The following is a 22,117-nucleotide window of genomic DNA, read 5'->3' as shown; positions in this document are numbered from 1 at the left end:
TGTTATAATTTCCTCATACACATAGGAAATCCTAATTTTTTACGAGATGCATAGTAAGATTCTGCTATCATTTTTGATAATTTGCGAATACGTAAAATATAATTTTTTCTTTCTGTAATGGAAATTACTTTCCTAGCATTTAATAAATTAAAAATATGTATTGCTTTTAAAACTCGTTCATATGCTGGCATAAGTAATGGTCGTGTCATAGTGATTAAATATTTTATCTCATTTTCATATTGACTAAAAATTTTAAATAAAAATTCAATATCCGTATGCTCACAATTATAAATTGATTGTTCCAATTCATTTTGATGAAATAAATCTCCATACGTAACAGGTCCTAATGAACTATAACCCCAAATCAAATCATAAACATGATTTACTCCTTGAAGGAATAAAGATAAGCGTTCTAAACCATAGGTTATTTCTCCAGTAACAGGTCTACATTCTAATCCTCCTATTTGCTGAAAATAAGTAAGTTGTGTTATCTCCATACCATTCAACCAAATTTCCCAACCTAATCCCCATGCTCCAAGCGTAGGGTTTTCCCAATTATCTTCAACAAAAAAAATATCATTTTTTATGTGATTTAATCCAAGTTTTTTTAAAGAATCTAAATATAATTGCAGCATATTTTTTGGAGAAGGTTTTATAATTACTTGAAACTGATAATATTGTTGTAATCTATTTGGATTGTAACCATATCGACTATCCATCGGTCGGCGAGATACCTGAACATAAGAGGCAGCAACAGGTTCTGGGCCAATAGCATTAAAAAAAGTCATAGGATGTGAAGTAGCTGCTCCAACTTCTATATCTAATGGTTGAGCTATAATACAACCGCAACCTTCCCAATAACTTTCTAATGCCCGTATTAGTCCTTGAAAAGTTTTTGCATCATTGTTATCGTACATTTTATTTTATCTATTTTAAAGGCTCATTGTGGTTCCACATCTATTTACGATAATAACAACTATTCATGAATTATTATTAATAATATTTATAATATAATGAAAACTGAATCTATGTTTATAGAAAATAATTGCTATCATGTAACTAAAAATATTTTAAATTAAAAAATCAGTATACATTATACATGTATAGAGCATTATAAAATACCAATACTTACATTTTTATATCTATCAGAATAGATATTATTTTTTCTACACATATATATAATTACGAGATATTTTTAAAATAAATTATTTAAAACATATTGATTCTACATCGATTTTATAAATATGCTATATAAACGAAGTAAACAATCCACGTTCATATGTAATGAACGCCATGGTTTTGTCCTTAATATTGATAAGGAATTACATATTGCAGAAATTCTACATGCATTAGGATATAACAATGATTTCCCAAAAAACACCAATTATAATAATTTCTTATCTAATAATGTTTATTTTTATAATGATCGTGATACCATTAGGTTTATTTCCTTGTTTTTTTTCTGGATTTTTAACTTATGAAATTATAGTATCTTTTGCGTCTTACTTTGAACGATTTATTGGAATAAATCGTGCTCGAGGGGCTGCAGTAGCATTCATTATTATAAGTATATCTATTGTTATAACTATAGGAATTATTAATTGTACTAATTTTTTCACAGAAGATATTAATAAAATTACTATTTCTATTGAAATTAATAGAATTTTTTCTGATTTTAAAAAAAGACTTCCTGATTTTTTACCCTCTTTTTTACCAAATACTACCGAAGAACTAAAAGATCAAATATTTACTTGGATTGAGTCAAACTTAATTCTTATTCGAAATATGGGACATACTTTCCTACACGGATTTATTGCTTTACTAGTAGGAGTAGTAGTTGGTGTTTTAGTATCTTGTTCCAAATCTACAAAACAACACACTCATGATACATTTTTTATTACTCAATTATCAGAACGTATATATAATCTTTCTAGAGCGTTTCGTAACATTGTTTTTGCTCAAATTAAAATTTCTTCAGTGAATACATTGTTAACATCTATTATAATTTTTGTTTTACTACCATTAATTGGGCAATCTTTACCATTAGGAAAGACCTTAACTGTCATTACTTTTATTTTGGGTATGTTACCAATTATTGGTAATCTTATTTCCAATATTATGATTACTATTGCAGCTTTATCCATCTCATTAAGTATCGGAGTAATGATGCTCATTTATTTAATATTAATTCATAAGTTAGAATATTTTCTGAATGCCGAAATTATTGGAAATAAAATCAATGCTAACCCTTGGGAATTAATACTTGCAATGCTTTTACTAGAATCAATATTTGGATTAGAAGGCTTAATAGCAGCCCCAATTTTTTATGCTTATCTAAAAAATGAACTACGTTCGAAAAAATTAATCTAATATTTTAGTATAAAACTTATACATATAAGTAACTAATGACTAATTGAACATCGAAAAATTACCAAAAAACCGAGCTCCATATATACAATTAATAAAGCCCGGCTTGATTATCGAACACTTTAACAAACAAATATAACAATAAATTCACCTATTTAATTTCTATACGCCTTGGTTTTAATGTATCTGGTAAAATTCTTTCTAAATGTATATAAAGAATTCCATATTCCAAATTTGCACCTGTTATTTGAATATGTTCGGATAATTGAAATTTTCTTTCAAAATTATGCTCAGTAATACCTTGATACAAATAATTTTTAGAATTTTGATGAGAATCAATATGTATTCCTTTTACTACTAACATATTATCATGCATTGTAATATCCAACTCACTATTTGTAAAACCGGCTACTACAATAGAAATACAATATTTGTGTTCGCTAACTAATTCAACATTATAAGGTGGATAATTTCCATTATTTTGTCCAATCTCCAAAAAATTCACTAATCTATCAAATCCAATGACAGAGCCATACAACGGAGAAAAATCAAAATTATGCATACATAATACTCCTAATCAAGTGTTTGCTAATTTTTATGAATACAAAAGTAAATAAGGTTTAATTACTATATCTTTCATTCTAATATCACCCACTTGTATTATAATACAATTTGTGCCTATAATATCAATACATAATTACATAATAACAATCTATTGACTCACGAAACCATTTTTCTATATAAAATTCATATAAAAAAATTATCTTTATAATTTAGTAATCTACATTTGTTGCTTTTAACGCATTCTTTTCAATAAATGCACGTCTTGGTTCAACTAAATCACCCATGAGCGTGGTAAATAAATGATCAGCTTCTATCGCATCTTTTATTGTGACACGCAACATACATCTGTTTTTTGGGTTCATAGTTGTTTCCCATAATTGATCTGGATTCATTTCACCTAGTCCTTTATAACGTTGTATTACTAATCCTTTTCTAGATTCTTGCATAAGCCATTCCATTGCTTGATCAAAAGAATGTACCTGTTTACGATATATCCCATATTCTATATATGCGTCTGAAAGAAACAATTCATTCATTTGCATTCCAAAAGATATTAGTTTTTTATATTCATGACTTTTAATAAAATCAATACTTAATACATAATCTATGTTGATTCCATATGTTCGTATCCGTAATACGGGTTCAAAATATTCATTCTCATGATGTTTTAAAATAACAAAATCGTAACTACTGCCATATTCCTCAAAACTACTCAAAGAGTCAACTAAAGATCTCATCCATATTTTAACGCTTTCATAACAATAACATTGTTCCTCAGATAAAACTGAATGATAAATTAATCTATTCAATAGTATCCTGGGAAATTGATGTTCCATACGAACAATAATTTTTTGTATTAAATAATATTCAAAAACTAATTGTTCCAATATTTTTCCTTTCAAAGGAGGTGCATCAGGATTAATGTAAAAACGAGAACTACCTACTGCTATTGATATTTGATATTTACTCATTGCCTCTTCATCTTTAAGATATCGTTCTTGGCGTCCTTTCTGAACTTTATATAAAGGAGGTTGCGCGATAAATATATGTCCTCTTTCAATAATTTCTGGCATCTGGCGATAAAAAAAAGTCAATAACAAAGTCCGGATATGCGCGCCGTCAACATCTGCATCCGTCATGACTATGATATTGTGGTATCTCAATTTATCTGGATTATATTCATTTGGGCCAATGCCACATCCAAGAGCAGTAATTAATGTCATTACTTCTTGAGAAGTCAACATTTTATCGAAACGTGCTTTTTCTACATTCAAGATTTTTCCTTTAAGTGGTAATATTGCTTGATTTTTACGATTTCTACCCTGTTTTGCAGAACCACCAGCAGAATCTCCTTCTACCAAATATAGTTCAGAATAAACTGGATTTTTTTCTTGACAATCAGCTAATTTACCTGGAAGTGTTGAAAACTCTGACAAACCCTTACGACGTGTCAAATCTCTAATTTTTCTCGCTGCTTCTCGAGCACGAGCAGCCCCTATAACTTTATTTATTATATTCTTAGAATCTATTGGGTTTTCTAAAAAAAATTCTATTAACTTTTCATAAACTAATGACTCAACGGCAGTTTTCACCTCTGATGACACCAATTTATCTTTAGTTTGAGAAGAAAATTTTGGATCCGGTATTTTAATAGATAATATAGCAACAAGTCCTTCTCTAGCATCGTCTCCTATGGTTACAACCTTAACTTTTCTATTATATCCTTCTTTATCCATATAAAAATGCATTGTTCTTGTAATCGCAGCTCTTAATCCTGCTAAATGAGTCCCTCCATCCCGTTGAGGGATATTGTTAGTGAAAGAATATATCTTTTCTTGAAAGTTATCGTTCCATTGTAATGCAACCTCTATATTAATTTCCCCCTTATTACCTAAGTAATAAAATATATTAGGATGAATTGGTGTTTTATTGACACTCAAATATTTTACAAAAGCTTTCACTCCACCTGCACAATGAAAATTTTCTTCTTTATCGTTACGACAATCACGCAAAATAATTACGATTCCAGAATTTAAAAATGATAACTCTCTAAAACGTCTAGCTAAAATATCATATTGAAACTCAGTCTTACCCGTAAACGTTTTAAGACTTGGCCAAAATCGCACTATGGTGCCACTATGTTTGCTATCGCCTATAATTTCTAAAGGTGATAACGGCCTTCCTTCACAATAAACCTGTTTGTAGGTTTTAAAATCTCTTTTTATTACTAACTCTAATCTCTCCGACAATGCGTTTACTACTGATACTCCAACACCATGTAATCCTCCTGATACTTTGTAATTACTATTGTCAAATTTACCTCCAGCGTGCAATACAGTCATAATAACTTCAGCCGCAGATACTCCTTCTTCTTCATGTATACCTGTGGGAATACCGCGTCCATCATCCTGAACCGATACTGAATTATCCTGATGAATTATTACTACTATTTTTTTACAATACCCCGAAATAGCTTCATCAATAGCATTATCTACTACCTCAAATACCATGTGGTGCAATCCTGTTCCATCGTCAGTATCTCCAATATACATCCCAGGACGTTTTCGTACTGCATCCAACCCTTTTAAGATCTTAATACTTGAAGAATCATAAGCACTCAACATGATCTTATTCCTGTATAAATACACATATAATATGAACTAATTTTTTTCAAAAATACATATAACCAAAGATAACGCCAATCGAACTATTACATTTACCAAATATACACGCATACATGTATACATAATTATTTCTTATGACACAAATATTTATTTTCATAAGAAAAATATACTGACCTACATTTTTTAATTTTTAAATATATAATCACGTAGATAATTTATATGTTCTAGTATTATTGTTACTGCGTGCTATCAATTCAATCACATTTGATAACATTAAAATACATGTTAGGTTACAATCTGTAAATCATTATTATATCCGAATTGGCATGACAATATATGTTGCTCCATGACATTTCTCGGTACTCTCAATTTGCACGCTGGATATTTCACTTGTCAAATAAAACCGTAAAAATTGAGTATCCATTACATGAAGAACATCAATCAAATAATCTACATTAAAAGATATTTTCATACTCTTTCCTGCATAAAAAACGTCTAAAATTTCTTCCGATGCTTCATGTTCAAAATTATGCGCGGTTATTTTTAATTGATTAGTAATTAATGTAAATCGAACGATACGAAGTTTTTCATTTGCAAGAATAGCTGCACGTTTTAAAGCCTGCTTCAAAATACCGCATTCTACTTCCAAAACATTTTTTGAACGCTTTATAAAAACATCATGACAATTTGGAAACACAGCATCAATCAATTTAGAAGTAAAAGTATAATTCTCTGTCTCCATGCGGAGATTATTACTATTTGTTTGAATATTAACTAATTTTTCTTTAACGTTTAACAAACGTAAGATTTCGATAACTCCTTTACGAGGTATAATCGATGATTGATTGGGTAATAATAAATCCATAGTTATTTCACAACTTGCTAATCGATGTCCATCTGTCGCAACAATACGCAAAATATGTTCTTTAGTTTCAAATAATATGCCATTTAGGCAATAACGTACATCTTGATGGCCCATAGCAAATTGGGTTAATTCAATCATTTTTTTTAAAATAGCCTGGGATATAACTAATTTTAGATTATTACCCCATTTTTCTAATTTAGGAAAATCTAACGAAGAAAAAGTAGATAAATAAAATTTACTACATCCAGAACAAATAATCAGTTTTTTGTCTTTTGATACTATGGAGATTTTTGATGATTCAGATAAACTACGACAAATTTCAAAAAACTTACGCCCTGGTACTATCACAGACCCAATGGGATATTTATCTTGTAATATAACACGAACTGTTATCTCTATTTCTAAGTCTGTAGCAGTAATACATAAGCAATTATCATTCACTTCTAATAACACATGAGTTAATATGGGCATTCTCGGGCGTCCGCTAAGAATGCCCACTACTTTTTGCAAAGATTGATATAATAATTTCCTATCTATTACAAAATTCATAACCAAACTCAGTAAAACACAACATTTCGAATAATCACATGACAATGTGATATCACTTTAAAAATCTCAAACACATATCGCGACAGTATAATATGTACAATTGAAACATAAACACATTAACACATTAAAAACTGAATAACATATCCATACAAGTAATTACCTCCATTAGTGCTATTCTTAAGAAAATAATTATTATTAAATATAATAAAACAAACTTTAAATATTTTGACTTTATATACTATATCCTATAATATGAGTTTCAATTATCAGCATATAATAATTAGATAGCAATAATTAAATAATTTTATTCTCATTATCAAATAAATACACAAGAATGTAAATATGAAACGCACCTTTCAGCCTTCCATATTAAAACGCAATAGAACGCACGGGTTTAGAGTAAGAATGTCAAGAAGACAAGGCCGTAAAATATTATCAAGGCGTAGGTCTAAAGGGCGCGTTCGATTGGTTGTATCTGTTTTAAATATTCACTAAAATTTTATTAGTGCAGCAACCAAATGAATAGAAAATTTTTACCTAAACAGGCACGATTGTTAAATTTAAATGAGTTTGTTTTTGTATTTCAAAATCCAGAACGCATCAAAACAACTGGAATCACTTTGTTCAGTCGATCCAATCGATTAGGGTATCCTCGTATTGGGCTAGCTATCTCAAAAAAATATGTTAAGTATGCTCATGAACGCAATAGAATAAAGAGACATATTCGTGAAACTTTTCGTACATGTCAACATAACTTATTAGCTAAAGACTTTGTTCTAACTATTCGCTCAAAAGAGATTATTCATTACAAAAATAAAACATTGATACAAGAACTCGAAAAATTATGGTATCACCATTTGTGTTAATAGAAAAAAGCATAATATGGCTGATATATGGATACCAAATCAGTGTTAGTCCTATATTGGGTCATCATTGTCGTTTTCAAAAAACATGTTCTCAATATGGGGTGGAATCAATACATAAATTCGGGGTATTACGAGGTATCTGGATGACATGTATTCGTATATTGCAATGCCATCCTTTAACTTTAAATAACAATGAAGATTTTAAATATTATTCACATTCACATATTCAGGACATAATCAACATGGATTCGCAACGTAATTTCTTTGTGATAGCTTTTTTAATTATGTCGTTTATACTATGGCAAATATGGCAAACAGAATATCATCAGAGAACTAATATTCAAAAAATAAATATACATGAAAATACATATCCATTAATTCGTTCTGAAGATAATGATGCAATAAAATATGTACATCATACAAGTCATGTGATTACTGTAAAAACAGATGTGTTGTTACTCAAAATAAATACTTATGGAGGAGATATTGAAGAGGCATATCTCGTGAATTATTTAGAGAATTTACATTCTAAAGAACCTTTTCATCTCTTAAGTACGTCACAAGCATTTACATATCAAACAAACAGCGGACTAATAACTGAAAACATACCAGACCAATCATATAATAAAAAATTTTTATATACTACCGCAACTGATAAAAGTTTATATACCATACCAAAAAATGAAAATAAATTACAATTAACTTTAACGCATTACGCTTCTGATGGGATTACATATACTAAGAATTACATTTTTCATAGAAATGATTACTCCATATATGTATTCTATACCGTAAATAATATGAGCACTTATCCATTAAAAATTAAGTTATTTGGTAATATAGTACAATCCGAACATTATCCCAAATCACATAATAACAGCGATAACGGAGATAATTTTCCTTTATACTCCTATCGAGGACCAGCATACTCTACTGATAAAAAAAAATATCAAAAATACAGCTTTAAAGATATAAAAAATATGAATTTAAAAATTAATACTTCTAAAGGTTGGATAGCAATGTCGCAAAAATATTTTGCGACAGCTTGGATTCCTCTTACTCAAGGGAATAATACATTTTATACTACCTACCATAACAATAATAGCGCTTCTATAGGTTTTCAATCTAATTCAATAGATCTCCCGATAGGAGAAACAGGTAAATTCCAATCTATATTATGGATAGGCCCAAAAATTCAAGAAAAAATGAAAGAAATAGCTCCAAATTTAGATCTATTAGTTGACTACGGATGGTTGTGGTTTATTTCTCAACCATTGTTTAAATTATTGAGCTTTATTTACAGTTACATAGAAAACTGGGGAATATCTATTATTATAATAACATTAATTATACGTCTAATCATGTATCCTTTAACTAAAGCACAATATACTTCCATGGCAAAAATACGTATGCTACAACCTAAATTGTCTATAATACAAGAAGAATATAAACACGATAAATATCAATACCATCAAAAAACTATAGAATTATATAAGTTAGAAAAAGTAAATCCATTGGGGGGATGCTTACCTTTATTAATCCAAATGCCAATATTCTTAGCTTTATATTATATGTTATCAGGTTCTGTAGAATTAAGGCACGCTGAATTTGCTTTCTGGATTCATGATTTATCTGCTCAGGATCCTTATTACATATTACCGATATTAATGGGAATTACTATGTTTTTTATACAAAAAATGTCGCCGACTACAATTACTGATGCGATACAGAAAAAAATGATGACTATCATGTTAATCATTTTTACTATATTTTTTTTATGGTTCCCATCTGGTTTAGTATTATATTATATAGCAAGCAATATCATCACTATTATTCAACAATACATGATTTATCATGAACTAGAAAAACGAGGATTATACAATAAAAATAACTAATAAAAATATTCAAAAAAATTTATAACTCAAGTATATCTTCGCATTATAATATGTTTTAAAGTATAATAAAAATTATGAGCTATACAATAGATACAGTAGTTGCTATTTCCACACCTCCAGGCCGTGGAGGTATTGGAATTATACGAATATCTGGAAAATCAGTTCCTGAAATTGCTCCTAAATTGTTAGGAAAAATACCAAATCCCAGAAAAGCAGAATATTTACCTTTTTTGGACACGGACGGATCCATATTAGAACGAGTAATAGCCTTGTTTTTTCCTGAACCAAATTCTTTTACCGGGGAAAACATACTAGAAATCCATGGGCATGGAGGTCAAATAATCCTAGATATATTATTGGAACGTATTTTAAAAACATCTTCTGATATTCGAATAGCACATCCAGGAGAATTTACAAAACGAGCATTTTTAAATAACAAAATAGATCTTGTACAAGCAGAAGCAATAGCTGATATTATCGATGCTACTTCATATCAGGCTGCAAAATCAGCATCAAATTCTTTACAAGGAATTTTCTCTCGTAAAATATATATAATATCAGAACAACTTACTAATCTACGCATGTACGCAGAATCATCTATTGACTTTTCAGAAGACGAAATTAGTATCATACCATATGAAGATATAAAAAAAAAATTGAGGAACATTATAAACGATGTACAAAAAATGTATAAATCAACCTATCACGGTGTTTTACTTCGTGAAGGGATAAAAATAGTAATTGCTGGAAAACCAAATGCTGGAAAATCTAGTTTATTTAATGCATTAGTTGGCATTGATAGAGCAATCACAAGTACGATATCCGGAACCACACGAGATACATTGCATGAGTATATCCAATTAAATGGAATAGCATTCCATATTACTGACACTGCTGGGCTACAAAAAAAAAGCGATAACGAAATAGAACAAATTGGGATGAAACGTACATGGGAAGAATTAAGTAACGCAGATCATATATTATGGGTAATTGATCCTAACGATGTAACAAATAAGGAAAATGATATCACATTAAAACATGTAGAAAAAGTGCTGTTTTGTAAAAATAAAAAACCCCCTATCACAATTATACATAATAAATCTGATTTAACCAAAAATCAAATCGGAATTAGTATAATAAATAATTATACAATTATCACGTTATCGGCTTTATTTAATGATGGAACAGACTTATTAAAAGAATATTTAAGTAATAATATCAAGTCTAAAATACAGCAAGATTGCTGCAGCAATCTTTCTGAAAATCAAGGAAATTTCATTGCGCGGAGACGTCACTTAAATGCACTTGAAAAATCTTCTAAATACCTTTTGTCTGCCCAAACACAACTATTATCTACTATGTCAATCAATGAACTTTTTGCTGAAGATCTTGGATTAGCACATAAAGAATTAAGCAAAATTTTTGGAAAATTTACTCCTGATGATTTATTAAAAAGAATATTCTCTACATTCTGTATTGGGAAATGATAATTTATGAACTTATAAGTAATTTTCATAATATTTTATAAATATAAATTTCAAGAATGATATCGTTTCTTTGCTATGATTACATATAGGTTATAGATTAATAATGAATAGACTACACATGCAAACAAACATATACACTTTGATAAAAATATAGAAAGAAATAATTTCTGAATAAGCTACATTATATAATGTTTGATTGGCGAACAATTCTTAAACAAAAAATAATTTTATTTTTTATTTTTTAATCGCTTCCGATTTAAAATGGAAAATTGTCGTATCCTACTAATAATAGTTTCATTAGCTGCCACATCTCGAGTTACTGTAGTTCCAGCTCCAATAGTTACATTTTTTCCAATAGTGATTGGAGCTACCAGCTGACTATCAGCTCCAATAAAAACGTCATCATCAATAATAGTTTGATGTTTCATCATGCCATCATAATTGCAAATAATAGTGCCAGCTCCGATATTTACTTGATTACCAATTTCTGCATCACCTAAATAACTAAGGTGTTTAACCTTGGATTGCTCTCCCAATCGGGTATTTTTTATTTCTACAAAATTTCCCACATGACTTTTTTCTTTTAATTCAGTTCCTGGTCTCAACCGAACAAATGGTCCAACTTTGCTTTGGAAACTTATTGTTGTATTTTCAATAATTGAAAATGGGTATATCTCTACATCATCTGCAACTATCGTATCTTTCAATATACAACTTGCTCCTATTTTAACTCTATTCCCCAAAGAAACATGCCCCTCAATGATCACATTTATATCAATGTACACATCCTTCCCATGTACTAACGTTCCTCTTAAATCAAACCTATTTGGATCAATAATCATCAACCCTGATGATAATAAACATTGTACTTGTCTTTGTTGATATTGTTTATCTAAATTAACGAAATCTGATTTACTATTTACTCCCATGATTTCAAATGTATCATCAGGGCACATGGTATGTATACTGTAACCTGATTGATGAGCTATCTGAATTATATCTGTTAAATAAAATTCATTTTTTGACTTATGAGTTGTTAATGTGCTTAACCAACACTTTAAATGATTAGAAATAGCAATAAAAATACCAGTACTAACTTCTTTAATTTTTTTTTGATCATCATTAATGATGTCGTCATGTTCTATGATACTAACAACACTCCCTTCCTGGTTCCGAACAATACGCCCATATCCTTTTGGATTAGATAGCGTAGCAGTTAACATACTTATATCACATTGGGATTTAATGCTATGCAATCGTTGTAATGTTTTATAAGAAACAAAAGGAACATCACCATATAAAACAAGAACTTCTTCATCATCACTGATGAAAGGTAACACTCTCTGAACAGCATCTCCGGTCCCAATAAGATCATGTTGCAATATCCAATATACAGGAATTTTGTATTGATTCGTATTAATTTCTTTTATTATCATTTCTCCTTTGTATCCATGCACTACATATATGGAGCTCACACCTACCTGCATTACAGAATCAATCAAATGTTGTAACATAAACTTACCACCAATTTGGTACAACACCTTTGGTGTATCAGACAACATTCTATTACCTCTACCGGCAGCAAGGATAATCGCGCTGAAATTAATATACGACATAATCTTTATCTTTATATATTTTTGTGATTCTTATTTTTGGTTATAAACTATTTTTATTACATTAAACATATAACTACATATACATAAACAGAAAAATTATTTATACAACAAATAGAAATATTATTACTAGTTACATATACTTATTTTTTTTAGTTAATTCCATTAATCTAAGTTTTGCAATAGCTTTAGATATATCTGAAGTTATTTTAATATAATCTATATCAGAACTATGGCGATAATTCTTAATATGTTTTTCAGCTTCATGTTTAGCTTCTCTGGCTTTTTTTTCATCTAATTCTTCCGCTCGGATGGCTGTATCCGCCAATATCGTCACTATATTTCTTTGAACCTCAAGTATACCTCCAGATATATATATATATTCTTCATTATCATGTGATTTTACTATGCGCAATACTCCTGGCTTAATCGACGTAAGTAACGGAGTATGACCTGGAAAAACACCCATTTCACCTTCAATACCTGTTACTTGAATTTTACGAACTACGCCAGAGAATATTTCTCTTTCAACAGAAACAACAGTTAAGTAATAAGTACATTCAGACATTCTGATATCCAGACCTTTTATCAATAAAATAAAAAATTTAAAGCATTTTATTTTTTTTTATAACCTCTTCTATAGTGCCTACCATATAAAATGCTTGCTCTGGAATATGATCATATTTTCCTTCTATAATTTCTTTAAATCCTTGAATAGTATCTCTTAAAGAAACATATACACCAGAGAATCCAGTAAATACTTCAGCAACAAAAAAAGGTTGTGATAAAAACCGTTGAATTTTTCTCGAACGTAATACTATTAATTTATCTTCTTCTGATAATTCATCCATACCTAAAATCGCAATAATATCTTTAAGCTCTTGATAACGTTGAAGGATAGACTTTACATCACGAGCCACATTGTAATGTTCTTGCCCTACAATCAGCGGATTTAATTGTTGACTATTAGAATCTAATGGATCTACCGAAGGATAGATACCAAGAGCAGCAATTTGACGACTTAAAACTATAGTTGCATCTAAATGCGAAAAAGTAGTAGCAGGAGATGGATCTGTAAGATCATCTGCAGGAACATACACTGCTTGCACAGAAGTAATTGATCCTAAACTTGTAGAAGTAATACGTTCTTGTAAAATACCCATTTCTTCTGACAACGTAGATTGATATCCTACTGCCGATGGAATACGCCCCAATAATGCAGAAACTTCAGTCCCAGCAAGAGTATAACGATATATATTATCTATAAATAACAATACATCATGTCCTTCATCTCTAAATTTTTCCGCCATAGTAAGACCAGTTAAAGCCACACGTAATCTATTTCCAGGCGGTTCATTCATTTGACCATATACTAAAGCAACTTTATTAATAACATCAGAGTTTATCATTTCGTTATAAAAATCATTACCTTCACGAGTGCGCTCCCCAACACCAACAAATACTGAGTAACCAGAATGTTCTACAGCAATATTACGAATAAGTTCCATCATATTTACGGTCTTTCCAACTCCTGCTCCTCCAAAAAGACCTATTTTTCCTCCTTTAGAGAACGGGCACATTAGATCAATTACTTTAATACCAGTAACTAAAAGATCTTGGTCAGTAGATAATTCGGAATAAAGTGGAGCAGATCTATGAATAGACCACTTTTCTTTTTCTTTAATTGGTCCTTTCATATCAATTGGTTCACCTAATACATTCATTACACGACCTAAAGTTTCTTTTCCTACCGGAACTTCAATAGAGTGTTTTAAATTAATTACTACTAACCCACGACGTAATCCATCAGTATTACCCATTGCAATACAACGTACTATGCCTCCACCTAATTGTTGCGCTACTTCTAATATTAACTTTTTATTAAAACTATCAATATGCACCTCAAGCGCATGGTATACAGTCGGTACTACATCTTGATTAAACGCAACATCAACCACTGCTCCAATAACCTGGACAATTTTTCCAGAACTCATATTAATTATACCTCTAACTATCTTTTAAGTTTATATTACAGAAGCTCCTGAAACAATTTCTGTAAGTTCTTCTGTAATTTTAGTTTGTCTAGCTTTATTATAAAATAACTTTAAATCATTAATAATAACTTCTCCATTATCCGAAGCTGTCTTCATCGCCATCATTCGAGCAGATTGTTCACTAGCTAAATTTTCTACTACTCCCTGGTAAACTTGTGATTCAATATATCTTTGTAATAAACTGTTTAACAAAACTTTAGAATCAGGTTCATATAAATAATCCCAATATTTAGTTTTTAATATAGAGTTTTTTGAGGAAATGATTGGTAGAATCTGTAAGATCTGAGGACTCTGAGTTAAGGTATTAATAAATTTATTGTACGCTAAATATAATCTATCTATCTGATTATTATCATACAACTGCAACATTACTCTCACAGACCCAATTAGAGCTGACATTTTAGGAGCATCTCCAATTCCATAAACACAACTGACTATCTCTGTTTGCTTTATGGAGCGTAAAAAAGAAGCACCCTTTGACCCAATAATAGCTAATCTAATCGTTATTCCCTCGTTACTCCATTTGTTAAAATCATGCAATAATGTTTTAAGTAAGTTAATATTCAACCCTCCTGTTAATCCTCTATCTGTCGAAACTACCCAGTAACCAACAGATTGAATTTTTCGTTCTAAAAAATAAGAATGTTTATATTCTAATGTCCCTGAAGAAATATGATCAATTACTTTACGAATAGTTTCCGCATATGGTTTACTTATTAACATACGTTTCTGAGTTTGATAAATCTTAGCAACAGAAATCATCTCCATAGCCTTGGCAATTTTTTGTATATTGCGAATGCTATTTATTTTCCCGCGTATTTCTTTCAAACCAGACATATTCCTATTCCACAACGATAACGCATTTGAGTTTACCAAGATTGATTTGATTTAAAAGTCTCAAGAATACTTTTAAATTTATTTTCAATATCAATATTATATACACCATCATGATCAATTTTTTTAATCAGCTCCTTTTCCGTATAAGTCATATACAATATTAATGCAGACTCAAAATCACTTATTTTTGAAACCTCAACATCTTCTAAATAACCATGCACTGCTGCAAACAAAATGATGGATTGACATGAAACAGTCATGGGTGCATATTGTTTCTGTTTTAATAATTCAGTTACCTTTTGACCATGCTGCAATTGCTTTCGAGTAACATCATCTAGTTCTGAAGCAAATTGAGAAAAAGCAGCTAATTCACGATATTGAGCTAAAGCAGTGCGAATTCCTCCAGATAATACCTTCATGATATTAGTTTGAGCAGATCCTCCAACTCTCGATACCGAAATACCTGGATTTACCGCAGGACGAATTCCTGAATTAAATAAATGAGATTCTAAAAAAATCTGACCATCAGTAATCGAAATAACATTAGTCGGAATAAACGAAGAAACATCTCCAGCTTGAGTTTCAACAATAGGTATTGCAGTTAATGAACCAGTTCTTCCTGTTATCTTTCCGTGAGTACACCGCTCCACATAGTCAGAACTAACCCTAGAAGCTCGTTCTAACAAACGAGAATGTAAATAAAATATATCCCCTGGGTATGCTTCACGCCCAGGAGGACGTCGTAGTAATAAAGAAATTTGACGGTAAGCGATCGCTTGTTTAGAAAGATCATCATATACAATTAATGCATCTTCCCCGAGATCTCTAAAATATTCTCCCATAGCACATCCAGAATAAGGAGCTAAATATTGTAATACAGCTGATTCAGAAGCAGATGCAATAACCACAATAGTATTAGACAACGCACGATGTTCTTCTAGTTTTTTTACAACATTAGCTACAGTTGTTGCCTTCTGACCAACAGCAACATAAATACATTTAACCCCGCTATAACGCTGATTAATAATAGCGTCAATTGCTAATGCAGATTTTCCAGTTTGACGATCTCCTATAATTAATTCACGTTGACCACGTCCAATAGGTATCATAGAGTCGACAGACTTATATCCTGTTTGAATAGGTTCATCTATCGATTTGCGATCAATTACACTAGGAGCAACAGCTTCTACCGGAAAATAACAGGAACATTGTATGACTCCTTTATTATCCACAGGGACCCCTAATGCATTTACTACTCTTCCCAACAACGCTGTTCCTACTGGAACTCTTAATATATTTCCTGTGCATTTTGCCACCATTCCTTCAGACAAATTTAAATATGAACCCATAACTACAGCACCGACAGAATCACGTTCTAAATTCAATGCTACAGCAAACTGATCTGATGGCAAAGCAATCATTTCACCTTGCATGACATTAGTCAATCCATGTATATGGATTACTCCATCACCTACAGCAGTAATAGTACCTTCATTACGAATCTCACACGTTATATCAAATTGGGCAATACGTCGCTTAATTAATTTACTAATTTCATTTGAATTTAATTGCATAATCTTGTTTTTACCTTGTAACTACTGTTAAAATATTAAGATTGTAGTACGTGATTTAAGCGAAAAATACGTCCACGTATACTTCCATCAATCACAGTATCTCCAATACGAATAATTACACCAGCCAATATATCTTTATCTACTTTGTGTACTGGATTCACTGTTTTAGATAAACGTTTAGCCATTATATCAGTAATTTTTTTCAGCTGATTATACTTCAAAGGCCAAGCAGAGATAATTTCTATTTCTACAGTATGAACATATATAGAACATAAATAAGTAAACTCTTTAAATACAATTGGTAATAGTAATAAACGATTATTTTCCGCCATAATATAGATTATATTTTTACTAAAGGTATCAACTTTCTTCTTTTGATAATCTTCACAAATAGCAATAAATATATCTGACAATCTTTTTGGGTCTAAACATCTAAAAAATAAAGATTGTACTAGTCTATTCAGACTAATCTCAGAAAATAAATCAAGAACTGATTTCCACTTGTTTATATTTTTCTTTTCTACAGCTATATCAAATATAGCTTGAGCGTACGTACGCGCAACCACAAGCATACTAGACATCTAATCCTCATATGACAACGTATTAATAATATTATTTAAAAGATCTATATCAATCATTTCATTTATAGAATGTTCTATAACTTTCTCTGTACCCTCAATTACAAGTTTGCTAATTTTCTTTCTTAATTCGTCAGTAACACGTTTTCTTTCATAAATAATCTGTTCTCGAGCTTGAGATAAAATTCTACTTTGCTCCTTTTCAGCTTCATGTTTGGCTTCATTAATTATTTGCATTTTACATTTATTTGCTTGTTTTATAATTTCTTGAGCTTTGACCCGAGCCTGTCTCAAACAAAGCAAAGCTTCAGCATTGACACGCTCAGATTCTGTTTTAGCATGAGTAGCAGAAACTAAATTATCAGAAATTTCTTTTTGGCGTTTCTCAATAATAGATATAAATGGATACCACACATACTTCATGCAAAACCAAACAAACAAAACAAATGAAATAGTTTGACCTAATATTGTTGCATTAAGATTCACAGCGCAAATCCTGATATTTAATAATCATATAATAAATACATTCAATTAATTTTCATTGTTAAACCGCAGAAAACATCACATACAAACCAAGACCCACAGTAATCATTGGTATTGCATCAACCAATCCCATGACAATAAAAAACTGAGTTCGAAGAATCGGAATGAGATCTGGTTGACGCGCAGCCCCCTCTAAAAATTTACCACCTAAGATGCCAATACCGATAGCCGCTCCAATTGCTGCTAATCCCATCATTATTGCTGCAGCAATATATAACATATCAAAATTTAAATGTTCCATAATAACCTCTCTGCAATCTTCTGTATTACATTATTCATTTTAACAGGAGTCATGGGCTGTAGATAAATAAATCACCGTTAAAACCATAAAAATAAAAGCCTGTAATGTAACAACTAAAATATGAAAAATAGCCCATGGTAAATTTAAAACCCATTGTCCCCACCATGGTAATAAACCAGATATCAAAATAAAAATCAACTCACCAGAATACATGTTTCCAAATAATCTAAGACTAAGTGATACTGGTTTAGATAACAAACTAACAACTTCAATAATAAAATTAATAGGAATACACGTTGGATGATTAAATGGATGATACATCAGTCCTTTAATAAAACCATGAACGCCATTAACGTAAATATTGTAGTACATAACAAGTACAAATACATTTAAAGCTAGCGAAGAAGTGATATTCACATCGGCAGACGGCACAACGCGTAAAGCAGGTAATCCTAACAATTTAGCTATAGCAGGAAATAAATCTATGGGAAATAAATCCATTGCATTCATTAAAAAAATCCAAACAAAAACCGTCATAGATAATGGCGCAATTAGTTTATTTTTACCATGAAACATATCTTTTACGTTGTCATCAATAAACAATATTACTAACTCAATAAACACTTGTAGTTTTGTGGGAACCGCATAAGTTGCCACTGTAGCCAAACGACCAAAAATTAATAAAAATAAAATAGCCAATAATATTGAAAAAAACATCGAATCTACATTTAATACCCAGAATGAAGAAGTATTTTCCGAGCTCACTAACGAAAAAGTACTTAAATCAAATTGCAGATGATATAAATGATGTCCAATATATTCTTGGGAAGTGCCTTTGATTCCTGACATAAACCACCTTTCAAAAAATATTGGCTGCAATATACTATAAATATTTTACAATGTTCTTGTATAATGCAACATTACAACCTCGATATACAACATGTCACTAACATGTCGAAATTCTAAATCATTATTATATATAACTTACAATGATGTTGTATCCGAGCAGAACGACAGTGCCTGCATCAACTTTTAAAAAATTAGTACTAATAGAAAATAACAAGAACACTCTCTCTTTTTACACAACCATATACTAATGCAATACAAGAGAATTAAAATGGCACTATGAATTAATTAGTAAATTTCACATAATATGTTACAACTTACAGAAACAAACACACGACCGAACTATAGTTCGGTCGACAAGTCATTTATCTTGTAATTAATAACCATTAGTACGGCACGTATATTTATTCAATACTATGAAATAGTACACTTGTATACAACTAAAAACTCAGTATAATCCTATTTTCAAAAAAATTCAAAGCGCAAAATTTAGATACGTATAAACAACCGTATAATATTAAAAATAGTACCATACATAACAAACCCATTAAAATAATCTAATTACTATTATTATCTCTATAAAACTATTATTGGAAAAGACATAAATATACCGGTTTTCTACACGACCAACTCTCTTCATATTGTAACAATCACAAACACCCTATACAGGAAATAAATAATACCTTGATTAATAGAAAATTCATTATTCAACAGATTAGCATGTATTGTGCTCTAACAAACCTTGTTTTTTTAACCAAACCAATAAATTAGAAATAGCCGCAGGAGTTATACCAGAAATGCGAGAAGCCTGCCCAATAGAATAAGGTTTATAATTATTGAGTTTATCGATGACCTCCTGAGATAATCCAGAAACAATATTGAAATCTATGTCAGTCGGTAACAATGTATTTTCATTATAAATATGTCTCTTTATTTCTTCTTGTTGATGACGAATATAACCTTCATATTTTATTTGAATTTCAATTTGTTCGAATACTTGACGATCCAATATAGATGGACTAAAAGTACTTAGTTGAGATAACTTTTTATAATTAATTTCTGGCCTTCTCAACAGATCTTCGCCATTTGTTTCATGTGTTAAAGGTGTTTTAAGAAAATTATTTAATTGTGCAACATCTGAGCTATACGGGAAAATATAAGTATTACGTAATCTCTGACGTTCTTTTTCAATGTTTTCTCTTTTGCAACAAAAAGCTTTCCATCGTGACTCGTCTATCAAACCTAACTGTCGCGCGATCTCAGTCAATCTTAAATCAGCATTATCCTCACGTAAAGACAGACGATATTCAGCACGTGAAGTAAACATACGATAAGGTTCTTCTGTTCCATGTGTACAGAGATCATCTACAAGCACCCCTAAATATGCCTGATCTCTTCTAGGGTACCATCCTTCTTTATTTTGGGAAAACCTAGCTGCATTAATTCCGGCCAATAATCCTTGGGCAGCTGCTTCTTCATAACCAGTAGTACCATTAATTTGACCAGAAAAAAACAATCCAGAAATAATTTTACTCTCTAATGTTAATTTTAAATCACGAGGATCAAAAAAATCGTATTCAATAGCATATCCTGGCCTAATTATACAAGCATTCTCTAATCCCTGAATTGATTTAATCATTTGCATTTGTACACAAAAAGGTAAGCTAGTAGAAATACCATTCAGATACACTTCAGGTGTTGTCAAACCTTCAGGTTCTAAAAAAATTTGATGAGCATTACGATCTGAAAAACGAGTTATTTTGTCTTCTATAGATGGACAATACCGAGGTGCTATTCCTTTTATTAAACCTGTATACATAGGACTCTGATATAAATTTGATCTAACTATTTCATGTGTTTTGTTATTAGTATGGGTAATATAACAAGGCACCTGCGTAGGATGTAGTTTTGTAGATCCTATAAATGAAAACACAGGAATAGGATCATCACTATATTGCGCACGTAAAGAACCAAAATTTATCCCTTTGGTATGCACACGAGGAGAAGTACCCGTTTTTAACCGACTAATCTGCAAAGACAATTCTTTCAATCGCTCTGATAACAATGACGATGACTCCGAATCTCCAGATCGACCTCCTCTAAAATTATTCATCCCAATATGAATCTTACCATTGAGAAAGGTTCCGGTTGTCAAAACAACAGACGTGCCACTAAATTTCATTCCTAATTTTGGAGTAATTACTCCAACAATCTTGTTCCCGCTAACTATTAAATCTTCTACTGACGCTTGAATAACCAACAAAAATTTTTGATATTCAAGAATACTACGTATTGCTTGACGATATAATATTTTATCTGCCTGAGCACGTGTTGCTCTAACAGCAGCTCCTTTACTACTATTAAGTACTCTAAATTGAATTCCTGATTGATCGATAGCATAAGCCATCGATCCACCCATCGCATCAATTTCTTTCACTAAATGTCCTTTCCCTATGCCGCCAACGGCCGGATTACAAGACATCTGTCCAAGAGTATCAATATTATGAGTAATCAAAAGCGTATTACATTGCATCCTAGCAGAAGCCAAAGCCGCTTCTGTCCCAGCATGACCTCCTCCAACAACAATAACGTCAAAATGAATGGGATAGAACAT

General features: G+C 30.8%; 19 protein-coding genes. 5 read left to right on the top strand and 14 right to left on the bottom strand.

Annotated elements, in window-relative coordinates:
- Positions 1-2: 2 nt before the first annotated feature.
- Positions 3-917 carry a glycine--tRNA ligase subunit alpha gene (gene glyQ / locus BCHRO640_RS00100; protein WP_015344326.1) on the bottom strand — a complete coding sequence of 305 codons (915 nt, stop codon included), beginning with the start codon at positions 915-917 and terminating at the stop codon, positions 3-5.
- 445 nt (positions 918-1,362) lie between these two features.
- Here glyQ and BCHRO640_RS00095 point away from each other — a divergent pair, with 445 nt between their 5' ends.
- Positions 1,363-2,370 (top strand): AI-2E family transporter, encoded by a 1,008-nt coding sequence (locus BCHRO640_RS00095; protein WP_015344325.1) that lies wholly within the window; start codon positions 1,363-1,365, stop codon positions 2,368-2,370.
- A gap of 148 nt (positions 2,371-2,518) precedes the next feature.
- Here the strand turns inward: BCHRO640_RS00095 and BCHRO640_RS00090 are convergent, their stop codons facing one another.
- The 3 genes from BCHRO640_RS00090 to dnaN all read right to left on the bottom strand — a co-directional run bounded on the left by BCHRO640_RS00090 (position 2,519) and on the right by dnaN (position 6,969).
- Complete coding sequence (locus BCHRO640_RS00090; protein ID WP_011282573.1) at positions 2,519-2,929, bottom strand: Hsp20 family protein; 411 nt, start codon at positions 2,927-2,929, stop codon at positions 2,519-2,521.
- Positions 2,930-3,140: 211 nt separating this feature from the next.
- Positions 3,141-5,555, bottom strand: coding sequence for a DNA topoisomerase (ATP-hydrolyzing) subunit B (gene gyrB, locus BCHRO640_RS00085; RefSeq protein ID WP_015344324.1), 2,415 nt, complete (start codon positions 5,553-5,555; stop codon positions 3,141-3,143).
- A 310-nt stretch (positions 5,556-5,865) separates the two neighbouring features.
- Positions 5,866-6,969 carry a DNA polymerase III subunit beta gene (dnaN, locus tag BCHRO640_RS00080; protein ID WP_015344323.1) on the bottom strand — a complete coding sequence of 368 codons (1,104 nt, stop codon included), beginning with the start codon at positions 6,967-6,969 and terminating at the stop codon, positions 5,866-5,868.
- Positions 6,970-7,311: 342 nt separating this feature from the next.
- Between dnaN and rpmH the strand changes: the two genes are divergently transcribed.
- The 4 genes from rpmH to mnmE all read left to right on the top strand — a co-directional run bounded on the left by rpmH (position 7,312) and on the right by mnmE (position 11,217).
- Complete coding sequence (gene rpmH, locus BCHRO640_RS03305) at positions 7,312-7,464, top strand: 50S ribosomal protein L34 (protein ID WP_011282570.1); 153 nt, start codon at positions 7,312-7,314, stop codon at positions 7,462-7,464.
- A 23-nt stretch (positions 7,465-7,487) separates the two neighbouring features.
- Positions 7,488-7,835 carry a ribonuclease P protein component gene (rnpA, locus tag BCHRO640_RS00075; RefSeq protein ID WP_015344322.1) on the top strand — a complete coding sequence of 116 codons (348 nt, stop codon included), beginning with the start codon at positions 7,488-7,490 and terminating at the stop codon, positions 7,833-7,835.
- Positions 7,814-9,730, top strand: a complete 1,917-nt coding sequence (yidC, locus tag BCHRO640_RS00070; protein WP_015344321.1) for a membrane protein insertase YidC — start codon at positions 7,814-7,816, stop codon at positions 9,728-9,730. Before rnpA ends, yidC begins: the two co-directional genes overlap by 22 nt.
- A 74-nt stretch (positions 9,731-9,804) precedes the next feature.
- Positions 9,805-11,217 (top strand): tRNA uridine-5-carboxymethylaminomethyl(34) synthesis GTPase MnmE, encoded by a 1,413-nt coding sequence (gene mnmE, locus BCHRO640_RS00065; RefSeq protein ID WP_015344320.1) that lies wholly within the window; start codon positions 9,805-9,807, stop codon positions 11,215-11,217.
- A gap of 227 nt (positions 11,218-11,444) precedes the next feature.
- On the opposite strand, the gene glmU is transcribed toward mnmE, so the two are convergent.
- From glmU to mnmG, 10 genes are all read right to left on the bottom strand, one after another.
- Positions 11,445-12,833, bottom strand: a complete 1,389-nt coding sequence (gene glmU / locus BCHRO640_RS00060) for a bifunctional UDP-N-acetylglucosamine diphosphorylase/glucosamine-1-phosphate N-acetyltransferase GlmU (RefSeq protein WP_015344319.1) — start codon at positions 12,831-12,833, stop codon at positions 11,445-11,447.
- Between the two features lie 130 nt (positions 12,834-12,963).
- Positions 12,964-13,398, bottom strand: a complete 435-nt coding sequence (locus BCHRO640_RS00055; protein WP_015344318.1) for a F0F1 ATP synthase subunit epsilon — start codon at positions 13,396-13,398, stop codon at positions 12,964-12,966.
- A gap of 37 nt (positions 13,399-13,435) precedes the next feature.
- Positions 13,436-14,824, bottom strand: a complete 1,389-nt coding sequence (gene atpD, locus BCHRO640_RS00050) for a F0F1 ATP synthase subunit beta (protein WP_015344317.1) — start codon at positions 14,822-14,824, stop codon at positions 13,436-13,438.
- A 30-nt stretch (positions 14,825-14,854) separates the two neighbouring features.
- Entirely contained in the window at positions 14,855-15,721 is an 867-nt protein-coding gene (atpG, locus tag BCHRO640_RS00045; RefSeq protein WP_015344316.1) for a F0F1 ATP synthase subunit gamma, read from the bottom strand.
- 32 nt (positions 15,722-15,753) lie between these two features.
- Positions 15,754-17,295, bottom strand: a complete 1,542-nt coding sequence (atpA, locus tag BCHRO640_RS00040) for a F0F1 ATP synthase subunit alpha (RefSeq protein WP_015344315.1) — start codon at positions 17,293-17,295, stop codon at positions 15,754-15,756.
- A 35-nt stretch (positions 17,296-17,330) separates the two neighbouring features.
- Positions 17,331-17,876, bottom strand: coding sequence for a F0F1 ATP synthase subunit delta (locus tag BCHRO640_RS00035; RefSeq protein WP_015344314.1), 546 nt, complete (start codon positions 17,874-17,876; stop codon positions 17,331-17,333).
- Positions 17,877-18,359: a F0F1 ATP synthase subunit B gene (gene atpF, locus BCHRO640_RS00030; RefSeq protein WP_015344313.1), complete on the bottom strand. Its 483-nt coding sequence runs from the start codon at positions 18,357-18,359 to the stop codon at positions 17,877-17,879.
- 58 nt (positions 18,360-18,417) lie between these two features.
- The gene (gene atpE / locus BCHRO640_RS00025) at positions 18,418-18,657 is read right to left on the bottom strand and encodes a F0F1 ATP synthase subunit C (RefSeq protein WP_015344312.1); all 240 of its coding nucleotides are present in this window, start codon (positions 18,655-18,657) and stop codon (positions 18,418-18,420) included.
- 39 nt (positions 18,658-18,696) lie between these two features.
- A complete protein-coding gene (gene atpB, locus BCHRO640_RS00020) occupies positions 18,697-19,506 on the bottom strand; it encodes a F0F1 ATP synthase subunit A (protein WP_015344311.1) in 810 nt (269 codons plus the stop codon).
- 712 nt (positions 19,507-20,218) lie between these two features.
- Complete coding sequence (gene mnmG, locus BCHRO640_RS00015; protein ID WP_015344310.1) at positions 20,219-22,117, bottom strand: tRNA uridine-5-carboxymethylaminomethyl(34) synthesis enzyme MnmG; 1,899 nt, start codon at positions 22,115-22,117, stop codon at positions 20,219-20,221.

The sequence above is a fragment of the Candidatus Blochmanniella chromaiodes str. 640 genome, from assembly GCF_000331065.1.
GTDB lineage: Bacteria > Pseudomonadota > Gammaproteobacteria > Enterobacterales > Enterobacteriaceae > Blochmanniella > Blochmanniella pennsylvanica.
Note: the sequence above shows the minus strand (reverse complement) of the source record. Positions and strands in the feature narration are given on the sequence as shown.